Here is a 16,948-nt window from a genome sequence, read left to right as displayed (position 1 = left end):
TTCTTGATGTCGGCCTCGTTCGCGCCGCGCGCCACGCCGAGGGTCGAATAGAGGTCGGCCATGGCTGGCTGTCTTCTCCAGCCGGCGCGAAATGTCCATCCCGCAAGCCGCTTGTGCCGGCCGGAGGCGAGCGACTAGAGCGAACTCATGGCCGATGATCCGCACGCCTTGTTCGAAGCCTGGCTCGCCGAAGCGCGCGCGAGCGAGCCGAACGACCCGGACGCGATGGCGCTTGCCACCGCCGATGCGGACGGCCGCCCGTCGGTGCGGATGGTGCTGCTCAAGGGCCACGATGCGCGCGGCCTGGCTTTCTACACCAATGAAGGGAGCCGCAAGGGAACGGATCTCGCCACCAACCCGGAAGCCGCCTTGCTGTTCCACTGGAAATCGCTGCGGCGGCAGGTTCGCGCCGAGGGAAGGATCGAGCCGACCAGCCCAGCCGAGGCCGACGCCTATTTCGCCACCCGCTCGCGCGACGCGCGGCTCGGCGCCTGGGCGTCGGACCAGTCCCGCCCGCTGGAGAGCCGGGAGGTATTCGAGGCGCGCTACCGGCGCCTCGTCGCGGAGCATGAGGGCCGCGACGTGACGCGTCCGCCTTACTGGCGCGGTTATCGGCTCGTGCCCGATCGGATCGAGTTCTGGGAGGATCGGCCGCACCGTCTCCACCACCGTCGGCTGTTCACGCGCAGCGCCGACGGCTGGACGGAAGGCCTGCTCTATCCGTGACCACGACGTATGATCATGGAGCGCTGACGACCCGCGCCGCCCTGGCCAGCGTCGCGGTCGCGCTGACCCTGCTCGGCCTCAAGGGCTGGGCGGCCTGGGCGACGGGATCGGTGGCGGTGCTGGCCTCGCTCGCCGATACCGCGCTCGACGTGATAGCCTCGCTCGTCACCTTGTTCGGCGTGCGCGTCGCGGCGATGCCGGCCGACGTCGACCACCGCTTCGGGCACGGCAAGGCGGAGGCGATCGCCGCGCTCGTCCAGATCGGCATTATCGCCGTCTCCGCGCTTGGCATCTTCTGGCAGGCGACGACGCGCCTGCTGGCCGGCGAGCAACCCGCCCAGGCAGAATATGGCATCGCCGTTTCCGTCGTCGCGATTGCGCTGACCTTCGCCCTGATCGTCTATCAGCGCCGCGTCGTGCGCCGCACCGGCTCGGTCGCGATCCGCACCGACAACGTCCATTATCAGAGCGATCTGCTGCTCAACCTGTCGGTGATCGTCGCGCTGGTGCTCGACCAGTATCTCGGGCTGACCGGCGCCGATCCGGTCTTCGGTCTCGCCATCGCCGGCTGGCTGCTGTTCGGGGCGCTGCGCGCCTCCAGCCATGCGGTCGATCAGCTGATGGACAGGGAATGGCCGGAGGAGAAGCGCCTCCGCTTCCTCGCCGTCGCCTCCTGCCGGCCCGAGGCCAAAGGCGTGCACGACCTCAGGACGCGCAGCAGCGGGTCGCAGGATTTCGCCCAGTTCCACATCTGGGTCGATCCGGCGATGACGGTGGCCGAGGCGCATGACATCGTCGAGGCGATCGAAGGCGATCTGGCGCGGGAGTTTCCGGGGTGCGAGGTGCTGATCCATCTCGATCCGGAAGGGCAGGTCGATCATCCCGGCGACGCGCTGCGCGAGACCGACGAAACGAGGGAGCAGATACCCGAATGAACGCGCTCAAGCTGATCCAGGTCGACGCCTTCGCCGATCGTCCCTTCACCGGCAACCCGGCGGCGGTGATGCCGCTCGACGCCTGGCTGCCCGACGAGATGCTGCAGGCGATCGCCATGGAGAACAATCTCAGCGAGACCGCCTTCACAATTCCCGATGCGAGCGGCGAGGCGAATTATGAGCTGCGCTGGTTCACGCCGACCACCGAGGTGGCGTTGTGCGGCCATGCGACGCTGGCGAGCGGCCATGTGCTGATCGAAGGCGATGTGATCCGCTTCCGCACCCGCAAGGCAGGCATCCTGACCGTAGGCCGGGACGGCGAGGCGCTTACTCTGAACCTGCCGGCCACCCTCGTCGAGCCGGCGCGCAACGATGCGTTGCTGGCTGCGCTCGGCACACCGGATGCCGGCTATTTTGTGTCCTGTGCCGGGATCGAGGGCACGGTGATCATCCTCCTCGAAGATGCCGCCGCGGTTCGCGCCTGCACGCCGGATTTCGCCGCGCTCGCCAAAATCGACGTGATGGCGATCGTCACCGCGCGCGGCGGTGACGAGGCCGATGCCGTCAGCCGGGTGTTCGTCTCCGCCTGGGGCATCGACGAGGACCCGGTCACCGGTTCGGCCCATGCCGCGCTGACGCCGTTCTGGGCCGAGCGGCTGGGCCGCGACACGCTGGCCTTCTTCCAGGCCAGCGCGCGCGGCGGACACCTCACCGGCCGCCTCGCCGGCGACCGGGTCATTCTCGGCGGCCGCTGCGTGACCGTAATCGAGGGATTCATGCGGATTTGAAACGGTTCGTCGCGGCGCGGGAGTCGTTCGTCGCAAAGCGCGCCGTCGCAGATTCCCCTGTGGCCAATTTCGGTAAAGAATCGAAATGGTTGCATCGCGCCTGGCGCGAAGGGGCGGGAATGTTGAACATCCTGATCGTCGAGGACGAACCGCTGTTCGCGAACACGCTCAGGCATCTCGTCGAGCTCAACCCGCTCCACACGGTGACCGACGTCGCCGAAGACAGCGCCGGCGCGCTCGCCGCCGTCGCGCAGCGACGGCCGGATCTGGCGCTGGTCGACCTCCAGCTCGCCCATGGCTCGACCGGCTTTTCGGTCGCGGCCAAGCTCGCCGAGATGGAGATCCCCTGCCTGTTCACCAGCGGCAAGGCGCCGAGCTTCCCGATTCCCGATCTCGCTTTGGGCTGCCTGGTCAAGCCGTTCAGCGAGGAGGATCTGGTCCGCGCCCTCAAGGCGGCGGAGGACATCGTGCGCGGCCGCGAGCGGCTGCGGCCGAGCCGACCCGATAATTTGCGGCTCTATGCCGAGGAACGCGCGGCCGAAGAGGCGACGCCGGCGGCGGCGGCGCCGATCCCCGAGCGATCGTCGGCCCGGCGGCGCTGGCGCGACCGGATCGGCCGGCTGTGGCGCGGCGTCCAGCGGCGGCGCAGCTACGGCTAGGCTGACGCCGAGGGGCTGAACGTCAGGTCCAGCACGATCGCCGTGCCGCGATAGGCTTCCGGTGGAAGGACCAGCGGCGCGCAACGCAGCACCGATTCGATGGCCGCCTGGGCCATGCGATCGGCATAGACCTGATTGCTCGCATCGACGCCGCTTTGCCCAATGATTGCCGGCAGGCCCGAAATGACCCCGTCCGGATTGATGCGAACCCGCAATTGGGTGACGATCCGGCGCCCGTGCGTCGCGACGCGCGGCGCGCGATAGCAGCGGCGCACCTGCCGCGCGGCCTCGTTCATCGCCTGGACCAGCAGCGGGCTGTTGGACGGCAGCGGCAGGGCATAGCGAGCGGTCGGCGTCTGCGCGCAGGCGGGAAGCGCGCAGACGAAGAGAAGCAGGCTCAGGGGGCGACGAGTCCTCACCTCGCCACCTTCTAACGCGGCCGGGGCCGCGCGAGAACGCCCTATTGCGCCGGCTTCGTCGCTTTCGGCGGCAGCGGGAACAAGGTGACGAACCGCTCGGCCAGCGCGCGGTCGCCCTCGATCCTGAGTGTGCCCTCGCGCTCGAGCTCCGCCAGCGGGACGCCGCCATAGACCGCCGCGGCGATCGCCGCCGGCGCGCCAGTGAAGGTCAGGTCCGCATCCGGCGCGGCGCCGCGCCGGACATCGACCATGCATTCCGCCAGCCGCGCGAAATAGTTTTCGCGGCCGAGCCGGAAGGCGATCACCGCCGTCACCTCCTTGCTGAGCGCCGGCTGGTTCATCGCCTGGAAGGACAGCATCAGCGAGACGGCGCTGAAATGCCGGCCGGGATCGTGGCCCGGCGAGCGCGTCGCCCAGCGGCCCATCGCGCCCATTATCGGCCGCGCCTGATGGCCCCATTCGGTGAGCGCATAGACCTGGCCGGAGGCGGGCGGATCGAGTCGCTGGCGCGTAACGATCCCGGCTTCCTCCAGCCCCTCAAGCCGCTGGGTGAGCACATTGGCGCTGATTCCGGGCAGATCGGCGCGGATGTCACTGAACCGTTTTGGACCGAGCATAAGCTCACGCATGACCAGCAAAGCCCAACGTTCGCCGACAAGGTCCATTGCGTGGGCCGTGCCGCAGGCGTCTTCATAGCGCCGTCGCGACGAGCCGTTCTTTGAGTCAGTTATTTTTTGTGACTCCATAGTTGCTTTTTATAACTCAACCGCGCATCAGCGTCAAACCGATTCGCCGAATCGAGCGTTGGGGCAGCGAAGGAGAGGACAATGAGCGACACCGCAACCCTGCCGCCCCAGGCGCAGCTCAAGTCCGCCCGCGCGATGGCCGAGGCGCTGCCGATCCGCTGGGTCGGCGAAAGCGACGAATACCGGCTGGCGCGGACCGCGCTGCAGGCCGAGGAGATCGAGCTTCGCCGCCAGATCCAGCGCGTCGCCGAGCACCGCCGCGCGCTGCCGCCCGGGCCGATCGCCAGGGACTACCGGTTCCTGGACGAGCAGGGGACCAATATCGGCCTCGTCGACCTGTTCGGCCGGCACGACACGCTCTTCACCTATTTCTGGATGTACGGCCCGCAGCGGGAGCGGCCTTGCCCGATGTGCACCTCGTTCGTCGGCTCGCTCGACATTCCGACGCCCGACATCGAGCAGCGGCTTGCGATCGCGATCGTCGGCCGCTCGCCAGTCGCGCGCCAGCTCGCATTCGCCCGTGAGCGGGGCTGGCGATATCTCAAATTCTATCAGACCGTCGGCGACGATTTCGGCCGCGACGTCCATGCGCTGACCGACGAGGGCGAGGGCGCCGCGCCGACGGTCTGGCGGCGCGACGGCGACGAGGTTCGCCTGTTCTGGGCGGCCGAGGGCGGCGCCGAGACCGCCGATCCGGGCTTCGACCCGCATCTGGCACCCGACCCAACGCCGCTTTGGACCATTCTCGACTGGACGCCCGAGGGGCGCGGGACGGACTGGTATCCCAAGCTGAGCTACCCGGCCTGACGCCGACCACGCCCGAGGAGCATCATGCCGAAGATGATTTTCGTCAACCTGCCGCTCGCCGGTTTGCGGGCGGCGACGGCTTTCTGCGGAGCGGTCGCCAAGCGCAGGTTCGATGCGATGACGCGGAACTGATTGATGCGCGACGGAACAACGATAAGCTGTAGCTGCGGCAAGGCCGCACTGACGCTGACGGGGCCGCCGATCATGACGGTCGAATGCATGTGCGACAGCTGCCGCGAAGCCGGCGCAATTCTGGAATCGCTACCTGCTGCTGCGCCCGTGCTCGACGGCAAGGGTGCGACGCTCAGCGCCATGTACCGCAAAGACCGGGTCGAATGCTCCCGCGGTGCGGAACATATGCGTGAGTTTCGGCTTAACCCCGAATCGAAAACGCGCCGCGTCGTCGCGACGTGCTGCAATAGCGCGATGTTTCTGGAATTCACCAAGGGTCACTGGCTCGACATTTACGGCAAGCGCTGGCCGCCGCTGGCCATGCCCAGGCCAGAGATGCGGACGATGGTCGGCGACTTGCCAGCCGGTCCGGCCGTTCCCGACGATATTCCCAATTCAAAGACTCATTCGCTCACCTTCTTCGTCAGGTTGTTGGGGGCGTGGGCGGCAATGCGGTTTCGTTCGCCTGCCATCAACTTTGTTCACGGAGCTATCGATGCTCGCTGACAAGCCGGCCCGACGCCAACGACACTCCAGAGGAGAAAGACCCGTGTCCAAGCTGATTTTCGTCAACCTGCCCGTCGCCGATCTCGACGCCGCCAAGGCTTTTTACGAGGCGATCGGCTTCACCAACAATCCGCAGTTCACCGACGAGACCGCCGCCTGCATGGTACTCTCCGACGTCATCCACGTGATGCTGTTGACGCACGAAAAGTTCGCCCAGTTCACGCCGAAGCGGATCGCCGACGCGCACGCGACCAGCGAGGTGTTGATCTGCGTCTCCGAGGACAGCCGCGAGGGCGTCGATGCGATCACCGAGAACGCGCTAGCGGCCGGCGGCAAAGAGGCGCGCGAACGCCAGGATTACGGCTTCATGTATTCACGCAGCTTCGCCGATCTCGACGGCCATATCTGGGAGCCGATGTGGATGGACCTGGCAGGCTTCGAGGCGGCGACGGCACAGCAGCCCGAAACCGCGGACGCCTGACGCCCGCCTTATTTGGGAGCCCGCAAATGAGAGACGACAAGATCCTGGTCCGCAACCCGAACCATCCCGGAAAGACCGAGCGGGTCGATGCGACCAAGTATCGCGCGATGGAGACGGCGATGCTGGATGTTATTCCGCGCGACCATCCTGGCCTCACGGTCGCGGAGCTGCGTGAGCCTGTCCTGTCCCGGCTGCCTGACAGCGTGTTTCCCGGCGGCGCGACGGCCGGATGGTGGCTGAAGCTCGTGCAGCTCGATCTGGAGGCGCGCGGCGAGATCGCCCGCTCAAAAGGATCGCCGCTGCGCTTTCACCGGCTTTGAGATCGACCGAAGGAGGAAGAAGATGACCGAGATTGCCAACGCCACCCCGACGCTGACCCCGCATATCGTCTGCGCCGGTGCCGCCGATGCGATCGACTTCTACAAAAACGCGTTCGGCGCCGAGGAGCTGATCCGCATTCCCGGCGAGGACGGCAAGCTCATGCACGCGGCGCTCAGCATCGACGGCGCGATGCTGATGCTGGTCGACGAGAACAAGAACTGGGGCATCCAGTCGCCCCTCTCGCTCGGCGGGTCGCCGGTGACCCTGCACCTCAATGTGCCGAAGGCGGACGCCGCGATCGATCGCGCCGTCGCCGCTGGCGCGACCGTCACCATGCCGGCGCACGACGCCTTCTGGGGCGATCGCTACGGCCAGGTGAAGGACCCGTTCGGCCATAGCTGGTCGATCGCCCACCCGCTGCGCGATCGCGTCATGAGCGAGGACGAGCTGCGCGCGGCGGCGCTGGACGGGGCGTGCGGCCAGGTGGCCGAGCCGACGCCGGCCTGAGCACGCCATGACCCGCCCCCTCATCACCGCCTATAATTGGGCGCCGGACGAAGGCCGCGGCCTGGTTCGTGACATGCGTGTCCGCTGGGCGCTGGAGGAGGTCGGCCAGGCCTATGACGTTCGTTACCTGAACTGGGGCGAGCAGAAGGAGCGGGCGCACCGCGCCCGCAACCCCTTCGGCCAGGTTCCGGCCTATGAGGAGGATGGGCTGACGCTGTTCGAGAGCGGCGCGATCGTGCTGCACATCGCGGAGCGCTGGCCGGGTCTGTGGCCATCCGACCCGACAGGCCGGGCGCGGGCGATCGAATGGATGTTCGCCGCGCTGAACACCGTCGAGCCGGTGGTCTGGGACCAGGTGATCGCGCGGGTCGTCGACGGCAAGGAGAGCTGGGCGAAGGACCGGTGGCCAGGCGTCCTCGAGCGGCTGCGCATGCGGCTCGATGAGCTGTCCAAGGCGCTGGGCGGCAATGAATGGCTCGACGGCGACTTCAGCGCCGGCGACCTGTTGATGGTGCAGGTGCTGCGCCATGTCGGCGACCCGGCGATCCTCGCCGAACATCCGAATCTCAAGGCCTATGTCGCGAGAGGCATGGCGCGGCCCGCCTTCAAGCGCGCGCTGGAAGCCTTGAGGGCCGGCCAGACCGGCGCTCCGCCCGCCGGCTGGCCGCAATAGCGACAAGGAGAGAGACGTGTCGAAGCCCGTCATCACCGCGTTCGACTGGGTGCCCTGGTTCGCCAAGGGCCTAGTGCGCGACCTGCGCGTCCGCTGGGCGCTCGAGGAGGTCGGGCAGGCCTATGACGTCCGCTATTTGCCGCAGGGCAGTCAGAAGGCGCCGTCGCACCGCGCACTACAGCCTTTCGGCCAGGTGCCGACCTATGAGCAGGACGGCCTTACGCTCTTCGAATCCGGCGCGATCGTGCAGCACATCGCCGAGACTTATGGCGGCCTGTTGCCGCGCGACGCCGGCGGCCGGGCGCGGGCGATCGAATGGATGTTCGCCGCCCTCAACACCGTCGAGCCGCCGATCACGGACTATGCGATTGCGACTCTGTTCGAGGGCGAGGAGCCCTGGTCGAGACCGCGGCTGCCGGCGGTCATCGCGCGGATTTCCGAGCGGCTGGACGAATTGTCGCGGCGGCTCGGCGAAAATGAATGGCTCGACGGCAGCTTTTCCGCCGGTGACCTGTTGATGATCGCAGTGCTGCGGCAGTTGAAGGGAACGTCACTTGAGGGCGCTCACGACAATCTGGCCGCTTATGTGGCGCGGGGCGAGGCGCGGCCCGCCTTTCAGCGGGCGCTCGCCAGCCAGATGGCCGGCTTCACCGCGCCGCCGCCGCCTGAATATGCGTTTCTGGATCAACCCCCGACGAGGCAAGGAGAGAGCAGATGACCTATGTTGAAGGTTTCGTGGCCGCGGTGCCGACCGAGAATAAGGAGGAGTATCGCCGGCACGCCGCCGAGGCGGCGCCTTTGTTCAAGGAGTTCGGTGTCACGCGCATGGTCGAGAATTGGGGCGATGACGTGCCTCATGGCAAGCTCACCGACTTTTACGGCGCGGTGCAGGCGAAGGACGACGAGACGGTCGTCTTCTCCTGGTTCGAATATCCCGACAAGGCGACCCGCGACGCCGCCAGCGAGAGGATGCGGTCCGATCCCCGGATGAAGACGATGGGCGAGACCATGCCCTTCGACGGCAAGCGGATGATCTTCGGCGGCTTCGAGGCGATCGTCGACGAGAAGGCGGACGGCCAGACCGGCTATACCGACGGCTATGTGCTGCCGGTTCCGAACGACAAGCGCGAGGCCTATCGCGAGCTGGCCCAGAAGGCCGCCGGCAAGTTCCGCGGCTATGGGGCGCTCCGCGTCGTCGAGGCCTGGGGCGACGACGTCCCCGACGGCAAGGTGACCGACTATCGCCGCGCGGTGAAGGCCGAGGAGGGCGAGAACGTCGTCTATTCCTATGTCGAATGGCCGGACAAGGAAACCCGCGACAAGGGCTGGGAACAGATGATGTCCGATCCGGACATGCAGCCGGGCGGCGACATGCCGTTCGACGGCAAGCGCATGTTCTGGGGCGGCTTCCGGCCGATCATCGACGAACAAGCCTGACGCGAAGGGGACGCACGATGGTCAATCCGCACGGCAGCTTCATCTGGTACGAGCTGATGACGACCGATCCGGAAGGGGCGAAAAGCTTCTACGAGGATGTCGTCGGATGGACCATCGGCGATCCCGCGCCGGGCGGCGGCGTCGAATATCGCATGATCAACGCGCCCGACGGCCAGGCCGGCGGGATGCTGACGCTGACGCAGGACATGACCGACGGCGGCGCCCGGCCCATCTGGCTCGGCTATCTCGGCGTCGACGATGTCGATGCGGCGGTCGACAAGGCGGTCGCGGCGGGCGCGCAGGTGCAGATGCCCGCCTTCGACGCGCCGGGCGTCGGCCGGATCGCGATGATCGCCGATCCACAGGGCGTGCCGATCTACCTGATGCGCGGCGCCAGCGACGACGACAGCAATGCCTATCAGCGGCACGGCATTGGCCATGTCGCCTGGAACGAGCTGATGACCAGCGACCGCCAGGCGGCGCTCGATTTCTATCGCGAGCATTTCGGCTACGTGCCGGACGGGGCGTTGGATATGGGCCCCGAGATGGGCGAGTACAGCTTCATCAGCCATGGCGGCCAGGTCGTCGGCGCGGCGATGAAGGCGTCGCCCGAATCGCCGACCATCTGGCAATACTACGTCCGGGTGCCCGATGTCGACGCCGCGGCCGGCAGGGTGACCGCCGGCGGCGGGCAGGTTCTGTTCGGCCCGATGGAGGTTCCCGGCGGGGAGCGCGTCCTGGTCGGCGTGGATCCGCAGGGAGCATCGTTCGGGCTGGTATCGGGCGGCGGAAATCAAGGAGAGAAAGAATGACCGACAAGATGATCACCTGCCTGTGGTTCGATCACGGCAAGGCCCGCGAGGCGGCGGAATTCTATGCCGCCACCTTCCCCGACAGCCGGGTCGGCAAGACCCACAAGGCGGCGTCGGACTATCCCGGCGGCACGGAGGGCACGGAGCTGACGGTGGAGTTCACCGTCCTCGGCCGGGCCTACGTCGGCCTCAACGGCGGGCCCGAGTTCAAGCCGAATGAATCGGTGAGCTTCATGGTCGTCACCGAGGATCAGGCGGAAACCGACCTTTACTGGAACGCGATCGTGAACAATGGCGGCGCCGAGAGCGCCTGCGGCTGGTGCAAGGACCGCTGGGGCTTCTCCTGGCAGATCACGCCGCGCGTGCTGCTCGAGGCCATGGACAATCCCGACAAGGCGGCCGGCAAGCGGGCGTTCGAGGCGATGATGACGATGCGCAAGATCGACGTCGCGACGATCGAGCGGGCGCTGGCCGGCGAGGCGGTGCCGGCCTAGCCAGACCGGAGGCCGGCGGCTAGCAGGCGCGGATGAGCCATGAGAGCGTCCGCGCCTGGCTGGCGGCCCATGCGCCGGACCTGCCCCTGATCGAAACCGAGGAGAGCACCGCGACGGTGCTGACCGCGGCGGCGGCGCTCGGCGTCGAGCCGGGGCGGATCGCCAAGACGCTTGCGGTGCGGGTGGGCGAGCGCGTCTTCGTGCTCGTCGCGCGCGGCGGCGACCGGCTCGACAATGCCAAGACCAAGGCCGCGTTCGGCGGCCGGCCGCGGATGCTGGGGCCGGAGGAGACGTTCGAAGTCACCGGCCATCCGGTCGGCGGCGTCTGTCCCTTCGGCCTGGCCCGGCCGCTGCCGATCCATTGCGACATCAGCCTGCGCGCCTATGACACGGTGTTCCCGGCCGCCGGCTCGCTGAACAGCTCCGTCGAGGTCGCGCCCGAGCGGCTGGCGGCGCTGATCGGCACCGACTGGGTCGATCTGTGCCGGCTGCCGGACCAGCCCCAAGGTTGACAAACCCACCCTGCTCCGCTTTGAGCGCGCGTCCGCTTCGAGCGGACCGGGTCTGGGCCGTCCCCGTTCATGACAGCCTGGCCGGACGTACCTCAAACGGCGCCCGGACGAACGAAGGACCAGACCCATGCGCCATCGCGTCGGCGGCCGTAAGCTCGGCCGCACCTCCAGCCACCGCACCGCCATGTTCCGCAACATGGCCGCCGCCCTGATCAAGCACGAGCAGATCACGACGACTCTGCCGAAGGCGAAGGAGCTGCGCCCCTATGTCGAGAAGCTGATCACGCTGGCGAAGCGCGGCGGCCTCTCCAACCGCCGCCTCGCCCATGGCCGCTTGCTCGACGACGCGCAGCTGGTGAAGCTCTTCGACGTGCTCGCCAAGCGTTACCAGGAGCGGGCCGGCGGCTACACCCGGATCATCAAGGGCTCTATCCTCAAAGGTGGCCGCCCCGGACCTTCGATCCGCGTCTCTGATGCGGCCCCGATGGCGATCATTGAGTTGGTCGACCGCGACCCGAGCGCCCGTGGCCAGGATTCGGGCCCGGTGATGACGGAAGAACTCGAAGCCGCCTGAGCCTTCAGCGCCGCTTCTTCATCCACGCCGCGAGGCCGCGCTTTTCCGCTGTGGTGAGCATGAGGCCGAGCTTCGTGCGCCGCCAGAGCAGGTCGTCGGCCTCGCGCGCATATTCCTGGTCGATCAGGTAGCGGACCTCCGCCTCATAGAGATCCGCGCCGAAATGGCGGCCCAGCTGGCCGAGCGAGGTCGCCTTGCCGACGATCCGGTTCAGCCGCGTCCCGTAGGCGCGGCTGAGGCGCAGCACCATTTCGGGCGGCATCCAGGTCGCGAGCGCGACCAGCATCCGGTTGAAGGCCGCGTCGAGATCGCCGCCGGGCAAGGGCGTGGTGCGGGTGAAACGGCTCGTCGTGACGCCGAGCTTCTCCAAGGCCTCGTCGGCGAGATGGCGGGCGGTGGTGATCTTGCCGCCGAAGACCGAGAGCAATTTCGGCCCCGGCATATCGTCCAGCTCGAGCCGGTAGTCGCGGGTGACGTTCTTCGCCTCCGCCTCGCCGTCGTCATAGAGCGCGCGAACCCCTGCATAGGACCAGACGATCTCGCCGGGCGCGAGCTGGCGGACGAAGTAACGGTTCGCCGCGTCGCACAGATAGGCGATTTCGGCCTCGCTGATCACAGCGTCCTTCGGCTCCGCGACGGCGATGTCGGTGGTCCCGATCAGATTGTGCGCGCCATAAGGAAGCGCGAAGACCACCCGTCCGTCCGGTGGCTGGAGGATGAAGGCATGCTCGCCGTCATAGAGCCGGGGCGCGACGATATGGCTGCCCTTGATGAGCCGGACCCGGCTCTCGGCCTCGGTCTCCAGCCGCTCGTTGAGCACATCGGAGACCCAGGGGCCGGCGGCGTTGATGATGGTCGCGGCGCGCACAGCGCGGTCGCCGGATAGCTCGGCCACCCAATAGTCGCCGTCGCGGCGGGCGGAGAGCAATTCGGCGCGGGTCGCGATCTCCGCTCCGCGCTCCGCCGCCGCGACGGCGTTGAGCGCGACCAGCCGCGCGTCGTCGACCCACGCGTCCCAATAGGAAGCGAGCTTGTGCCCCGGCTTCAGCGCGGCGGCGCTGGGATCGCTCTTTTTCAGCCCGCGCGAACGCGGCAGGCTGCCGCGCCAGCCGCCCAGCATGTCGTAGAGCAAAAGGCCGGCGCGGATCATCCACCAGGGCCGGCCGCCGGGCGGATCGGGCAGCAGGAACTCCAGCGGCCGGATGAGATGCGGCGCGGTGCGCAGCATCGTCTCGCGCTCGTGCAGCGATTCGCGCACCAGCCCGAACTCGTATTGCTCAAGGTAGCGCAGCCCGCCGTGGATCAGCTTGGACGAGGCGGAGCTGGTGTGGCTGGCGAGATCGTCCTTCTCGACCAGCAGCACCGAAAGGCCGCGCCCGGCCGCGTCGCGGGCGATCGCCGTGCCGTTGATCCCGCCGCCGATGATCAGGAGATCGAAGCCGTCCATCCGCCGCGGCATAGGTGATTACGTGCCGCCGCGCACGATTGAAGCGGGCCCGCAACGATCTTAAGCTCGCCCCGACGAGAGGAGAGCGACGATGAGCGCATTCGAGATGATGTTCACCCTGCTGGGCCTGCTGCTCGGCCTGGCGATCGCCGAGATCCTCGGCGGCCTCTCGCGCGCGGTACGGCTCAGGCGGACCGCGAAGCCGGTCCGGATCGGCTGGCTGACGCCCCTGCTCGGCACCTTCGTGATGCTCGACCTCACCCGCTTCTGGCTCGAGGCGTGGAGCGTGCGCGATCAGCTGCTGGTCGATTATCCCTCTCTGGTCGGCATCCTGCTCATCGTCGGCATCTATTATCTTGCCGCCACCCTGATCTTCCCCGACGATCCGGAGGAATGGCCCGATTACGACGCCTGGTATGAGGGCCAGAACCGTATCGTGCTCGGCGGCATGGTGGTCGCCAATGTCGCCGCGTCCCTCGGCATGCTGGCGCTCGAGGCGGCCAGCGGCGCGCCGGCCGAGCAAAGGCTGATGAGCGAGGAGGCGCTTATGGTCGGCGACTTCGCCATCCTGGTCACGCTCGCCCTCCTCGTTGCCCTGATCGTCGTCAAGTCGCGGCGCGCGAAGGCCGTCCTGCTGGCAACCTTGATCGCGCTGCACCTGCTGGTCGGCGTCGTCGACCATATCATCTGAGCGACGGGCCAAAGCGGGCGCGTGCAGGAACCCGCGCGAGCTATTTTGCGGCTCCGCTCAGCGGCCGAGCTGGCCCCTGACCGCGCCCGGCCCGAACGCCGCGTTGTGGACGTTGACGTAGAAGGCCTCCGGGGTGCGGATCAGCTCCTGCGCCAGCTCGCGCGTGATGTCGGCGCAGCCCTCGCTGCTGCCGCCGGTCGGCGCGGTCAGCGGGACGACGACCGGGCCGGCCGCGGTCGGCGGGGCGCGGTGGATATGGGCCGCGGTCGCCGGATCGATGTTGCTGACGCTGAGTGTGTAGCAGACCCGACCCTGGCCGGCATTGACCCGGAAGGTGGCGGTGCCGCTGCCGTCCGGATCGCCCGGCCCCGGCCGTTCGGCGGCGCCGGTCATCTGTACGGTATAGGGACGGCCGCCTTCGCCCTGCCAGGCGGGCGCGGCGGTGGCGGCGAAGGCGGAGAGCGCGGCGAACGGCAGCGCGAGGCGAAGAGTCATAGCGAAGCTCCCTTCATGCGGCGCGCGCCGGGCGCGGCAAAGGCTGGCGCGAAGCGGCGCGCTGCGGGGAGAAACGGGCGAGCAGTGCGGGGGGTTCCGGCGTCCGCTTCCCCCTATTGCCCGCCCGGCAGGGTGATGCGCAGCTCGGCGGCGCATTGGCGGACCGCGTCGCGCTGCGGCACGCGGGCCAGCATCCGGTCGACCGAGCAGGTGCACAGGGCCGTGATGTCCGTCCCGGCCGGCAGGCTGCGGCCGAGATCGACGGAGCAATCGGCGATCATCACCTCGCGGCTGTTGCGCCGGCCGCCCGGCGCCGCCGGAGCCCCGGGCGCTCCCGGCGCGGCCATATTGCCCGCCGCCGGGCCGGCCGCCGGGCCGGTTCCATTGCCCTCGTCGATCGTGAGCAGCTGGCAGCCGGCGAGCGCAGCCGCCGCCATTCCCATCATGAACATGCGCATGACGCACCCCCCGGTTGCACGGGACCGCCCCGCCCCGCGACTTAGGGCAAAGCGGCGGCGGCTTGTAAAGCGCCGTTCGCTCAGGCGGGAATCACCGGCGCCGCCGCCGCTTCTTCCTCCCTCACCTTGGCCGGACGGGCGTTCCGCACCGCCCAATCGAGCGCATAATCGGCGACCTCCTCCCAACCCGGATCGAGCAGGGTGAAGTGCGAGCGGCCGGGGAAGATCTTGAGCTCGGTCAGCGACGGCGCCTGTTTCTGCTTCTCGTAGATCGACTGGGTCATGCTCGCATCGGCGATCAGATCGAGCTCGCCGCCGATCAGCAGCAGCGGCGCGCGGTCCGGATTGTCCCCGCGGATCGGCGTCGCATTGACGATCCCGTCCCACCAGATCTTGCCGGGCGTCGGCACGATATATTTGTCATAGGTGGCGTCCGCCTGGTCCTTCGGCACGAGCTGGGCGAAACGATGGCGGAAGTAGCTGCGCGACATCGTCTCGGCTTTCCTCCAGCTGCCCCAGTCGAAGAAGACGGGAAGCGCCGACACGATCGCGTGACGCCCAAGCGACACGCCGGGCGTCGGCGCCGGGTCGATCGCCACGCCGGCGACGCCGAGGCCGCGGTTCAGCAGATGCTGGACCCACACGCCGCCGGCCGAATGGCCGATCAGGATCGGCTCTTCCGGGCATTCGCCGATGATGCGGTCATACTGGTCGAGGATCTCGGCGATGCCGAGGGTGGCGAGCCGCTCGTCCGGCTCGGCGCGCAACTCCTCCGGGCTGCGGTCGTCATAGGGCCAGTCCGGCGCGACGACGGTGAAGCCGCGCGCTACGTAGCGCGCCTTGACAGCCTCCCAGCTGCGCGAGTTCAGCCAGGCGCCGTGGATGAGCAGGACGGTGTTGGACATGACCGCGATCCTCCCTGAGCGAGTGGTGAGGACTCGGCGGAGGCGGGAGAGACTCGGCGTCTCCGTCGGCTACCTCCATACACCTGATTCAGGCCGGACGGAGAAGGGAATGCGGCGCGCGGGGCCGGGTTCGCGGCCTATGGAGCGCCAGGCAATCCGCGGTCCTACCGCTCCGGCGCGCAGACCGGGGCGGCGGTGCGGTTCCAATAGGCGGCCGGGTCCGCCGGCAGCCTGTTGCCGGCCGCGAGCGTCTCCAGCAGATGAGCGCGGAACGGCGCCGCTTCCACCTCGGGAAGCCGGTCGAGCGCATCGACCGACAGCACCGCGCCGGTCCGCATCCTGAGCGGGATCCAGCCGGTTCGCGTGGCGGCCAGGCGGCCGTCGCGCGTCGGCGTGAAGCCGAGCATGTAGATCGCCGTCGTCAGCCGCGGCAGCCCGATCTGGTAGGACACGAAATTGCCGAGCGAATACATCACCGGCACGCGGCGCCCGTCGCGCGCCGTCAGCATCGCCTCGGGCTGGACGACATGCGGGTGCGTGCCGATGATCGCGGTGGCGCCGGCATCGGCCATCTCCTGCGCGAGCGCGGTCTGGGCCGGGTTGGGCCGCGGCTGATATTCGTCGCCCCAGTGCGGCATGACGATCACCGCCGCATTGCCGCGATCGGCGTGGAGCGCGCGGATCTGGGCCAGCAGCTCGGCGCGCTGGTCGAAGCATTTGAGCACCTGCGACAGCGGATCGGGGATGCCGTTGGTGCCATAGCTGCAGGAGATGAAGGCGAAGCGGTAATCGCGGCCGTCGCGCCGCACCGTGTAGCTGGTCGACCAGCGATAGCCGGCGGCGGCGCGCGCGCTGGACCGGCGCGTGCCGGTATTGGGCATGCGGGCCGCGTCCATCGCCGCCATCGTCCGATCGATGCCGACGCCGCCGCGGTCGAGCGAATGGTTGTTGGCGGTCTGCAGCACGTCGACCCCCAGCCGCTGCAGATCGCGGATGATCGACGGATGGTAGTTGAACCGGGGATAGCCCGTATAGGCATTGTCGTCGTAGCGGCGCGGCGGCTCCGCGATCTCCCGGTTGAAGCCGCGCGAGATGTTGGCGGCGGCGGGCCCCTCGAGATTGGCGATGGCGACGTCGGCGCCCTGCATCAGATCCTGGACCGGCGCCATCGCGGCGTAGAAGCCCTCCGGCTGCTCGGCGGCCCAGCGCTGGAACGTGCCGTGGAGCAGCACGTCGCCGACCGCGGCCAGCGTGATCGGCCTGATGCAGGCGGCCGCCGCCCGGGACGCGGTCTGCGCTTCGGCCGCGTTGGTGCCGGTCGGCAGGGCGCTGCAGGCCAGAATCATCCCCAGGCCGGAGATCATTGCCGCCAGTGAACCGATC

24 protein-coding genes are annotated in these 16,948 nt (G+C 68.4%); 17 read left to right on the top strand and 7 right to left on the bottom strand.

Annotation, left to right across the window (positions count from 1 at the left end):
- The first annotated feature begins 147 nt into the window (after positions 1 to 147).
- The 4 genes from pdxH (at position 148) to ACT4N3_RS10310 (ending at position 3,108) form a co-directional block, all read left to right on the top strand.
- Positions 148 to 726 carry a pyridoxamine 5'-phosphate oxidase gene (pdxH, locus tag ACT4N3_RS10325; RefSeq protein ID WP_444855137.1) on the top strand — a complete coding sequence of 193 codons (579 nt, stop codon included), beginning with the start codon at positions 148 to 150 and terminating at the stop codon, positions 724 to 726.
- On the top strand, positions 723 to 1,661 hold the full coding sequence (locus tag ACT4N3_RS10320) for a cation diffusion facilitator family transporter (protein WP_444855136.1): 939 nt from the start codon (positions 723 to 725) through the stop codon (positions 1,659 to 1,661). Before pdxH ends, ACT4N3_RS10320 begins: the two co-directional genes overlap by 4 nt.
- On the top strand, positions 1,658 to 2,449 hold the full coding sequence (locus ACT4N3_RS10315; RefSeq protein WP_444855135.1) for a PhzF family phenazine biosynthesis protein: 792 nt from the start codon (positions 1,658 to 1,660) through the stop codon (positions 2,447 to 2,449). Before ACT4N3_RS10320 ends, ACT4N3_RS10315 begins: the two co-directional genes overlap by 4 nt.
- Before the next feature lie 119 nt (positions 2,450 to 2,568).
- Positions 2,569 to 3,108 carry a LytR/AlgR family response regulator transcription factor gene (locus tag ACT4N3_RS10310; protein WP_444855134.1) on the top strand — a complete coding sequence of 180 codons (540 nt, stop codon included), beginning with the start codon at positions 2,569 to 2,571 and terminating at the stop codon, positions 3,106 to 3,108.
- Here the strand turns inward: ACT4N3_RS10310 and ACT4N3_RS10305 are convergent.
- Both ACT4N3_RS10305 and ACT4N3_RS10300 read right to left on the bottom strand, forming a co-directional pair.
- Positions 3,105 to 3,527 carry a hypothetical protein gene (locus ACT4N3_RS10305; RefSeq protein ID WP_444855133.1) on the bottom strand — a complete coding sequence of 141 codons (423 nt, stop codon included), beginning with the start codon at positions 3,525 to 3,527 and terminating at the stop codon, positions 3,105 to 3,107. The genes ACT4N3_RS10310 and ACT4N3_RS10305 overlap by 4 nt on opposite strands.
- Positions 3,528 to 3,568: 41 nt before the next feature.
- Complete coding sequence (locus ACT4N3_RS10300; RefSeq protein WP_444855132.1) at positions 3,569 to 4,192, bottom strand: winged helix-turn-helix transcriptional regulator; 624 nt, start codon at positions 4,190 to 4,192, stop codon at positions 3,569 to 3,571.
- A gap of 162 nt (positions 4,193 to 4,354) precedes the next feature.
- On the opposite strand from ACT4N3_RS10300, the gene ACT4N3_RS10295 reads away from it, so the two are divergent.
- The 12 genes from ACT4N3_RS10295 (at position 4,355) to rplQ (ending at position 11,569) form a co-directional block, all read left to right on the top strand.
- Complete coding sequence (locus ACT4N3_RS10295) at positions 4,355 to 5,080, top strand: DUF899 family protein (RefSeq protein WP_444855131.1); 726 nt, start codon at positions 4,355 to 4,357, stop codon at positions 5,078 to 5,080.
- Positions 5,081 to 5,215: 135 nt separating this feature from the next.
- Positions 5,216 to 5,758 carry a GFA family protein gene (locus tag ACT4N3_RS10290; protein ID WP_444855130.1) on the top strand — a complete coding sequence of 181 codons (543 nt, stop codon included), beginning with the start codon at positions 5,216 to 5,218 and terminating at the stop codon, positions 5,756 to 5,758.
- A 43-nt stretch (positions 5,759 to 5,801) separates the two neighbouring features.
- Positions 5,802 to 6,239, top strand: coding sequence for a VOC family protein (locus ACT4N3_RS10285; protein WP_444855129.1), 438 nt, complete (start codon positions 5,802 to 5,804; stop codon positions 6,237 to 6,239).
- A gap of 26 nt (positions 6,240 to 6,265) precedes the next feature.
- Positions 6,266 to 6,559, top strand: a complete 294-nt coding sequence (locus ACT4N3_RS10280) for a DUF6958 family protein (RefSeq protein ID WP_444855128.1) — start codon at positions 6,266 to 6,268, stop codon at positions 6,557 to 6,559.
- Positions 6,560 to 6,581: 22 nt separating this feature from the next.
- Entirely contained in the window at positions 6,582 to 7,067 is a 486-nt protein-coding gene (locus ACT4N3_RS10275) for a VOC family protein (RefSeq protein WP_444855127.1), read from the top strand.
- Positions 7,068 to 7,074: 7 nt separating this feature from the next.
- A complete protein-coding gene (locus ACT4N3_RS10270) occupies positions 7,075 to 7,740 on the top strand; it encodes a glutathione S-transferase family protein (protein WP_444855126.1) in 666 nt (221 codons plus the stop codon).
- A 16-nt stretch (positions 7,741 to 7,756) separates the two neighbouring features.
- A complete protein-coding gene (locus ACT4N3_RS10265; protein WP_444855125.1) occupies positions 7,757 to 8,458 on the top strand; it encodes a glutathione S-transferase family protein in 702 nt (233 codons plus the stop codon).
- A complete protein-coding gene (locus ACT4N3_RS10260; RefSeq protein WP_444855124.1) occupies positions 8,455 to 9,177 on the top strand; it encodes a DUF1428 domain-containing protein in 723 nt (240 codons plus the stop codon). The genes ACT4N3_RS10265 and ACT4N3_RS10260 overlap by 4 nt, the downstream gene beginning before the upstream one ends.
- A gap of 17 nt (positions 9,178 to 9,194) precedes the next feature.
- Positions 9,195 to 9,989, top strand: a complete 795-nt coding sequence (locus ACT4N3_RS10255) for a VOC family protein (protein ID WP_444855123.1) — start codon at positions 9,195 to 9,197, stop codon at positions 9,987 to 9,989.
- Positions 9,986 to 10,483 (top strand): VOC family protein, encoded by a 498-nt coding sequence (locus ACT4N3_RS10250; protein WP_444855122.1) that lies wholly within the window; start codon positions 9,986 to 9,988, stop codon positions 10,481 to 10,483. Before ACT4N3_RS10255 ends, ACT4N3_RS10250 begins: the two co-directional genes overlap by 4 nt.
- A gap of 32 nt (positions 10,484 to 10,515) precedes the next feature.
- Entirely contained in the window at positions 10,516 to 10,995 is a 480-nt protein-coding gene (locus ACT4N3_RS10245) for a YbaK/EbsC family protein (RefSeq protein WP_444855121.1), read from the top strand.
- Positions 10,996 to 11,122: 127 nt separating this feature from the next.
- On the top strand, positions 11,123 to 11,569 hold the full coding sequence (rplQ, locus tag ACT4N3_RS10240) for a 50S ribosomal protein L17 (RefSeq protein ID WP_444855120.1): 447 nt from the start codon (positions 11,123 to 11,125) through the stop codon (positions 11,567 to 11,569).
- Between the two features lie 4 nt (positions 11,570 to 11,573).
- On the opposite strand, the gene glpD is transcribed toward rplQ, so the two are convergent.
- The gene (gene glpD, locus ACT4N3_RS10235; protein ID WP_444855119.1) at positions 11,574 to 13,016 is read right to left on the bottom strand and encodes a glycerol-3-phosphate dehydrogenase; all 1,443 of its coding nucleotides are present in this window, start codon (positions 13,014 to 13,016) and stop codon (positions 11,574 to 11,576) included.
- 91 nt (positions 13,017 to 13,107) lie between these two features.
- On the opposite strand from glpD, the gene ACT4N3_RS10230 reads away from it, so the two are divergent.
- Positions 13,108 to 13,707: a hypothetical protein gene (locus tag ACT4N3_RS10230; protein WP_444855118.1), complete on the top strand. Its 600-nt coding sequence runs from the start codon at positions 13,108 to 13,110 to the stop codon at positions 13,705 to 13,707.
- A 57-nt stretch (positions 13,708 to 13,764) separates the two neighbouring features.
- On the opposite strand, the gene ACT4N3_RS10225 is transcribed toward ACT4N3_RS10230, so the two are convergent.
- The 4 genes from ACT4N3_RS10225 to ACT4N3_RS10210 all read right to left on the bottom strand — a co-directional run.
- The gene (locus ACT4N3_RS10225) at positions 13,765 to 14,202 is read right to left on the bottom strand and encodes a CHRD domain-containing protein (protein WP_444855117.1); all 438 of its coding nucleotides are present in this window, start codon (positions 14,200 to 14,202) and stop codon (positions 13,765 to 13,767) included.
- A 113-nt stretch (positions 14,203 to 14,315) separates the two neighbouring features.
- Positions 14,316 to 14,660: a hypothetical protein gene (locus ACT4N3_RS10220; RefSeq protein WP_444855116.1), complete on the bottom strand. Its 345-nt coding sequence runs from the start codon at positions 14,658 to 14,660 to the stop codon at positions 14,316 to 14,318.
- An 80-nt stretch (positions 14,661 to 14,740) separates the two neighbouring features.
- Positions 14,741 to 15,565, bottom strand: a complete 825-nt coding sequence (locus ACT4N3_RS10215) for an alpha/beta hydrolase (RefSeq protein ID WP_444855115.1) — start codon at positions 15,563 to 15,565, stop codon at positions 14,741 to 14,743.
- 164 nt (positions 15,566 to 15,729) lie between these two features.
- Positions 15,730 to 16,948: CapA family protein (locus tag ACT4N3_RS10210; protein WP_444855114.1), on the bottom strand; the 1,219-nt coding region annotated here is incomplete at its 5' end.

Source organism: Sphingosinicella sp., assembly GCF_052388015.1.
In the GTDB taxonomy this organism is placed as follows: domain Bacteria; phylum Pseudomonadota; class Alphaproteobacteria; order Sphingomonadales; family Sphingomonadaceae; genus Allosphingosinicella.
The sequence above is the reverse complement of the archived record's forward strand: the minus strand, read 5'-3'. Positions and strand labels throughout refer to the sequence as shown.

Bases quoted from the DNA above. Each gene is read 5' to 3' on its own strand.
- pdxH (WP_444855137.1), top strand. From the start codon at position 148: ATGGCCGATGATCCGCACGCCTTGTTCGAAGCCTGGCTCGCCGAAGCG.
- ACT4N3_RS10315 (WP_444855135.1), top strand. From the start codon at position 1,658: ATGAACGCGCTCAAGCTGATCCAGGTCGACGCCTTCGCCGATCGTCCC.
- ACT4N3_RS10310 (WP_444855134.1), top strand. From the start codon at position 2,569: ATGTTGAACATCCTGATCGTCGAGGACGAACCGCTGTTCGCGAACACG.
- ACT4N3_RS10300 (WP_444855132.1), bottom strand. From the start codon at position 4,192: ATGGACCTTGTCGGCGAACGTTGGGCTTTGCTGGTCATGCGTGAGCTT.
- ACT4N3_RS10295 (WP_444855131.1), top strand. From the start codon at position 4,355: ATGAGCGACACCGCAACCCTGCCGCCCCAGGCGCAGCTCAAGTCCGCC.
- ACT4N3_RS10290 (WP_444855130.1), top strand. From the start codon at position 5,216: ATGCGCGACGGAACAACGATAAGCTGTAGCTGCGGCAAGGCCGCACTG.
- ACT4N3_RS10280 (WP_444855128.1), top strand. From the start codon at position 6,266: ATGAGAGACGACAAGATCCTGGTCCGCAACCCGAACCATCCCGGAAAG.
- ACT4N3_RS10275 (WP_444855127.1), top strand. From the start codon at position 6,582: ATGACCGAGATTGCCAACGCCACCCCGACGCTGACCCCGCATATCGTC.
- ACT4N3_RS10270 (WP_444855126.1), top strand. From the start codon at position 7,075: ATGACCCGCCCCCTCATCACCGCCTATAATTGGGCGCCGGACGAAGGC.
- ACT4N3_RS10260 (WP_444855124.1), top strand. From the start codon at position 8,455: ATGACCTATGTTGAAGGTTTCGTGGCCGCGGTGCCGACCGAGAATAAG.
- ACT4N3_RS10255 (WP_444855123.1), top strand. From the start codon at position 9,195: ATGGTCAATCCGCACGGCAGCTTCATCTGGTACGAGCTGATGACGACC.
- ACT4N3_RS10250 (WP_444855122.1), top strand. From the start codon at position 9,986: ATGACCGACAAGATGATCACCTGCCTGTGGTTCGATCACGGCAAGGCC.
- ACT4N3_RS10245 (WP_444855121.1), top strand. From the start codon at position 10,516: ATGAGCCATGAGAGCGTCCGCGCCTGGCTGGCGGCCCATGCGCCGGAC.
- rplQ (WP_444855120.1), top strand. From the start codon at position 11,123: ATGCGCCATCGCGTCGGCGGCCGTAAGCTCGGCCGCACCTCCAGCCAC.
- glpD (WP_444855119.1), bottom strand. From the start codon at position 13,016: ATGGACGGCTTCGATCTCCTGATCATCGGCGGCGGGATCAACGGCACG.
- ACT4N3_RS10230 (WP_444855118.1), top strand. From the start codon at position 13,108: ATGAGCGCATTCGAGATGATGTTCACCCTGCTGGGCCTGCTGCTCGGC.
- ACT4N3_RS10225 (WP_444855117.1), bottom strand. From the start codon at position 14,202: ATGACTCTTCGCCTCGCGCTGCCGTTCGCCGCGCTCTCCGCCTTCGCC.
- ACT4N3_RS10220 (WP_444855116.1), bottom strand. From the start codon at position 14,660: ATGCGCATGTTCATGATGGGAATGGCGGCGGCTGCGCTCGCCGGCTGC.
- ACT4N3_RS10215 (WP_444855115.1), bottom strand. From the start codon at position 15,565: ATGTCCAACACCGTCCTGCTCATCCACGGCGCCTGGCTGAACTCGCGC.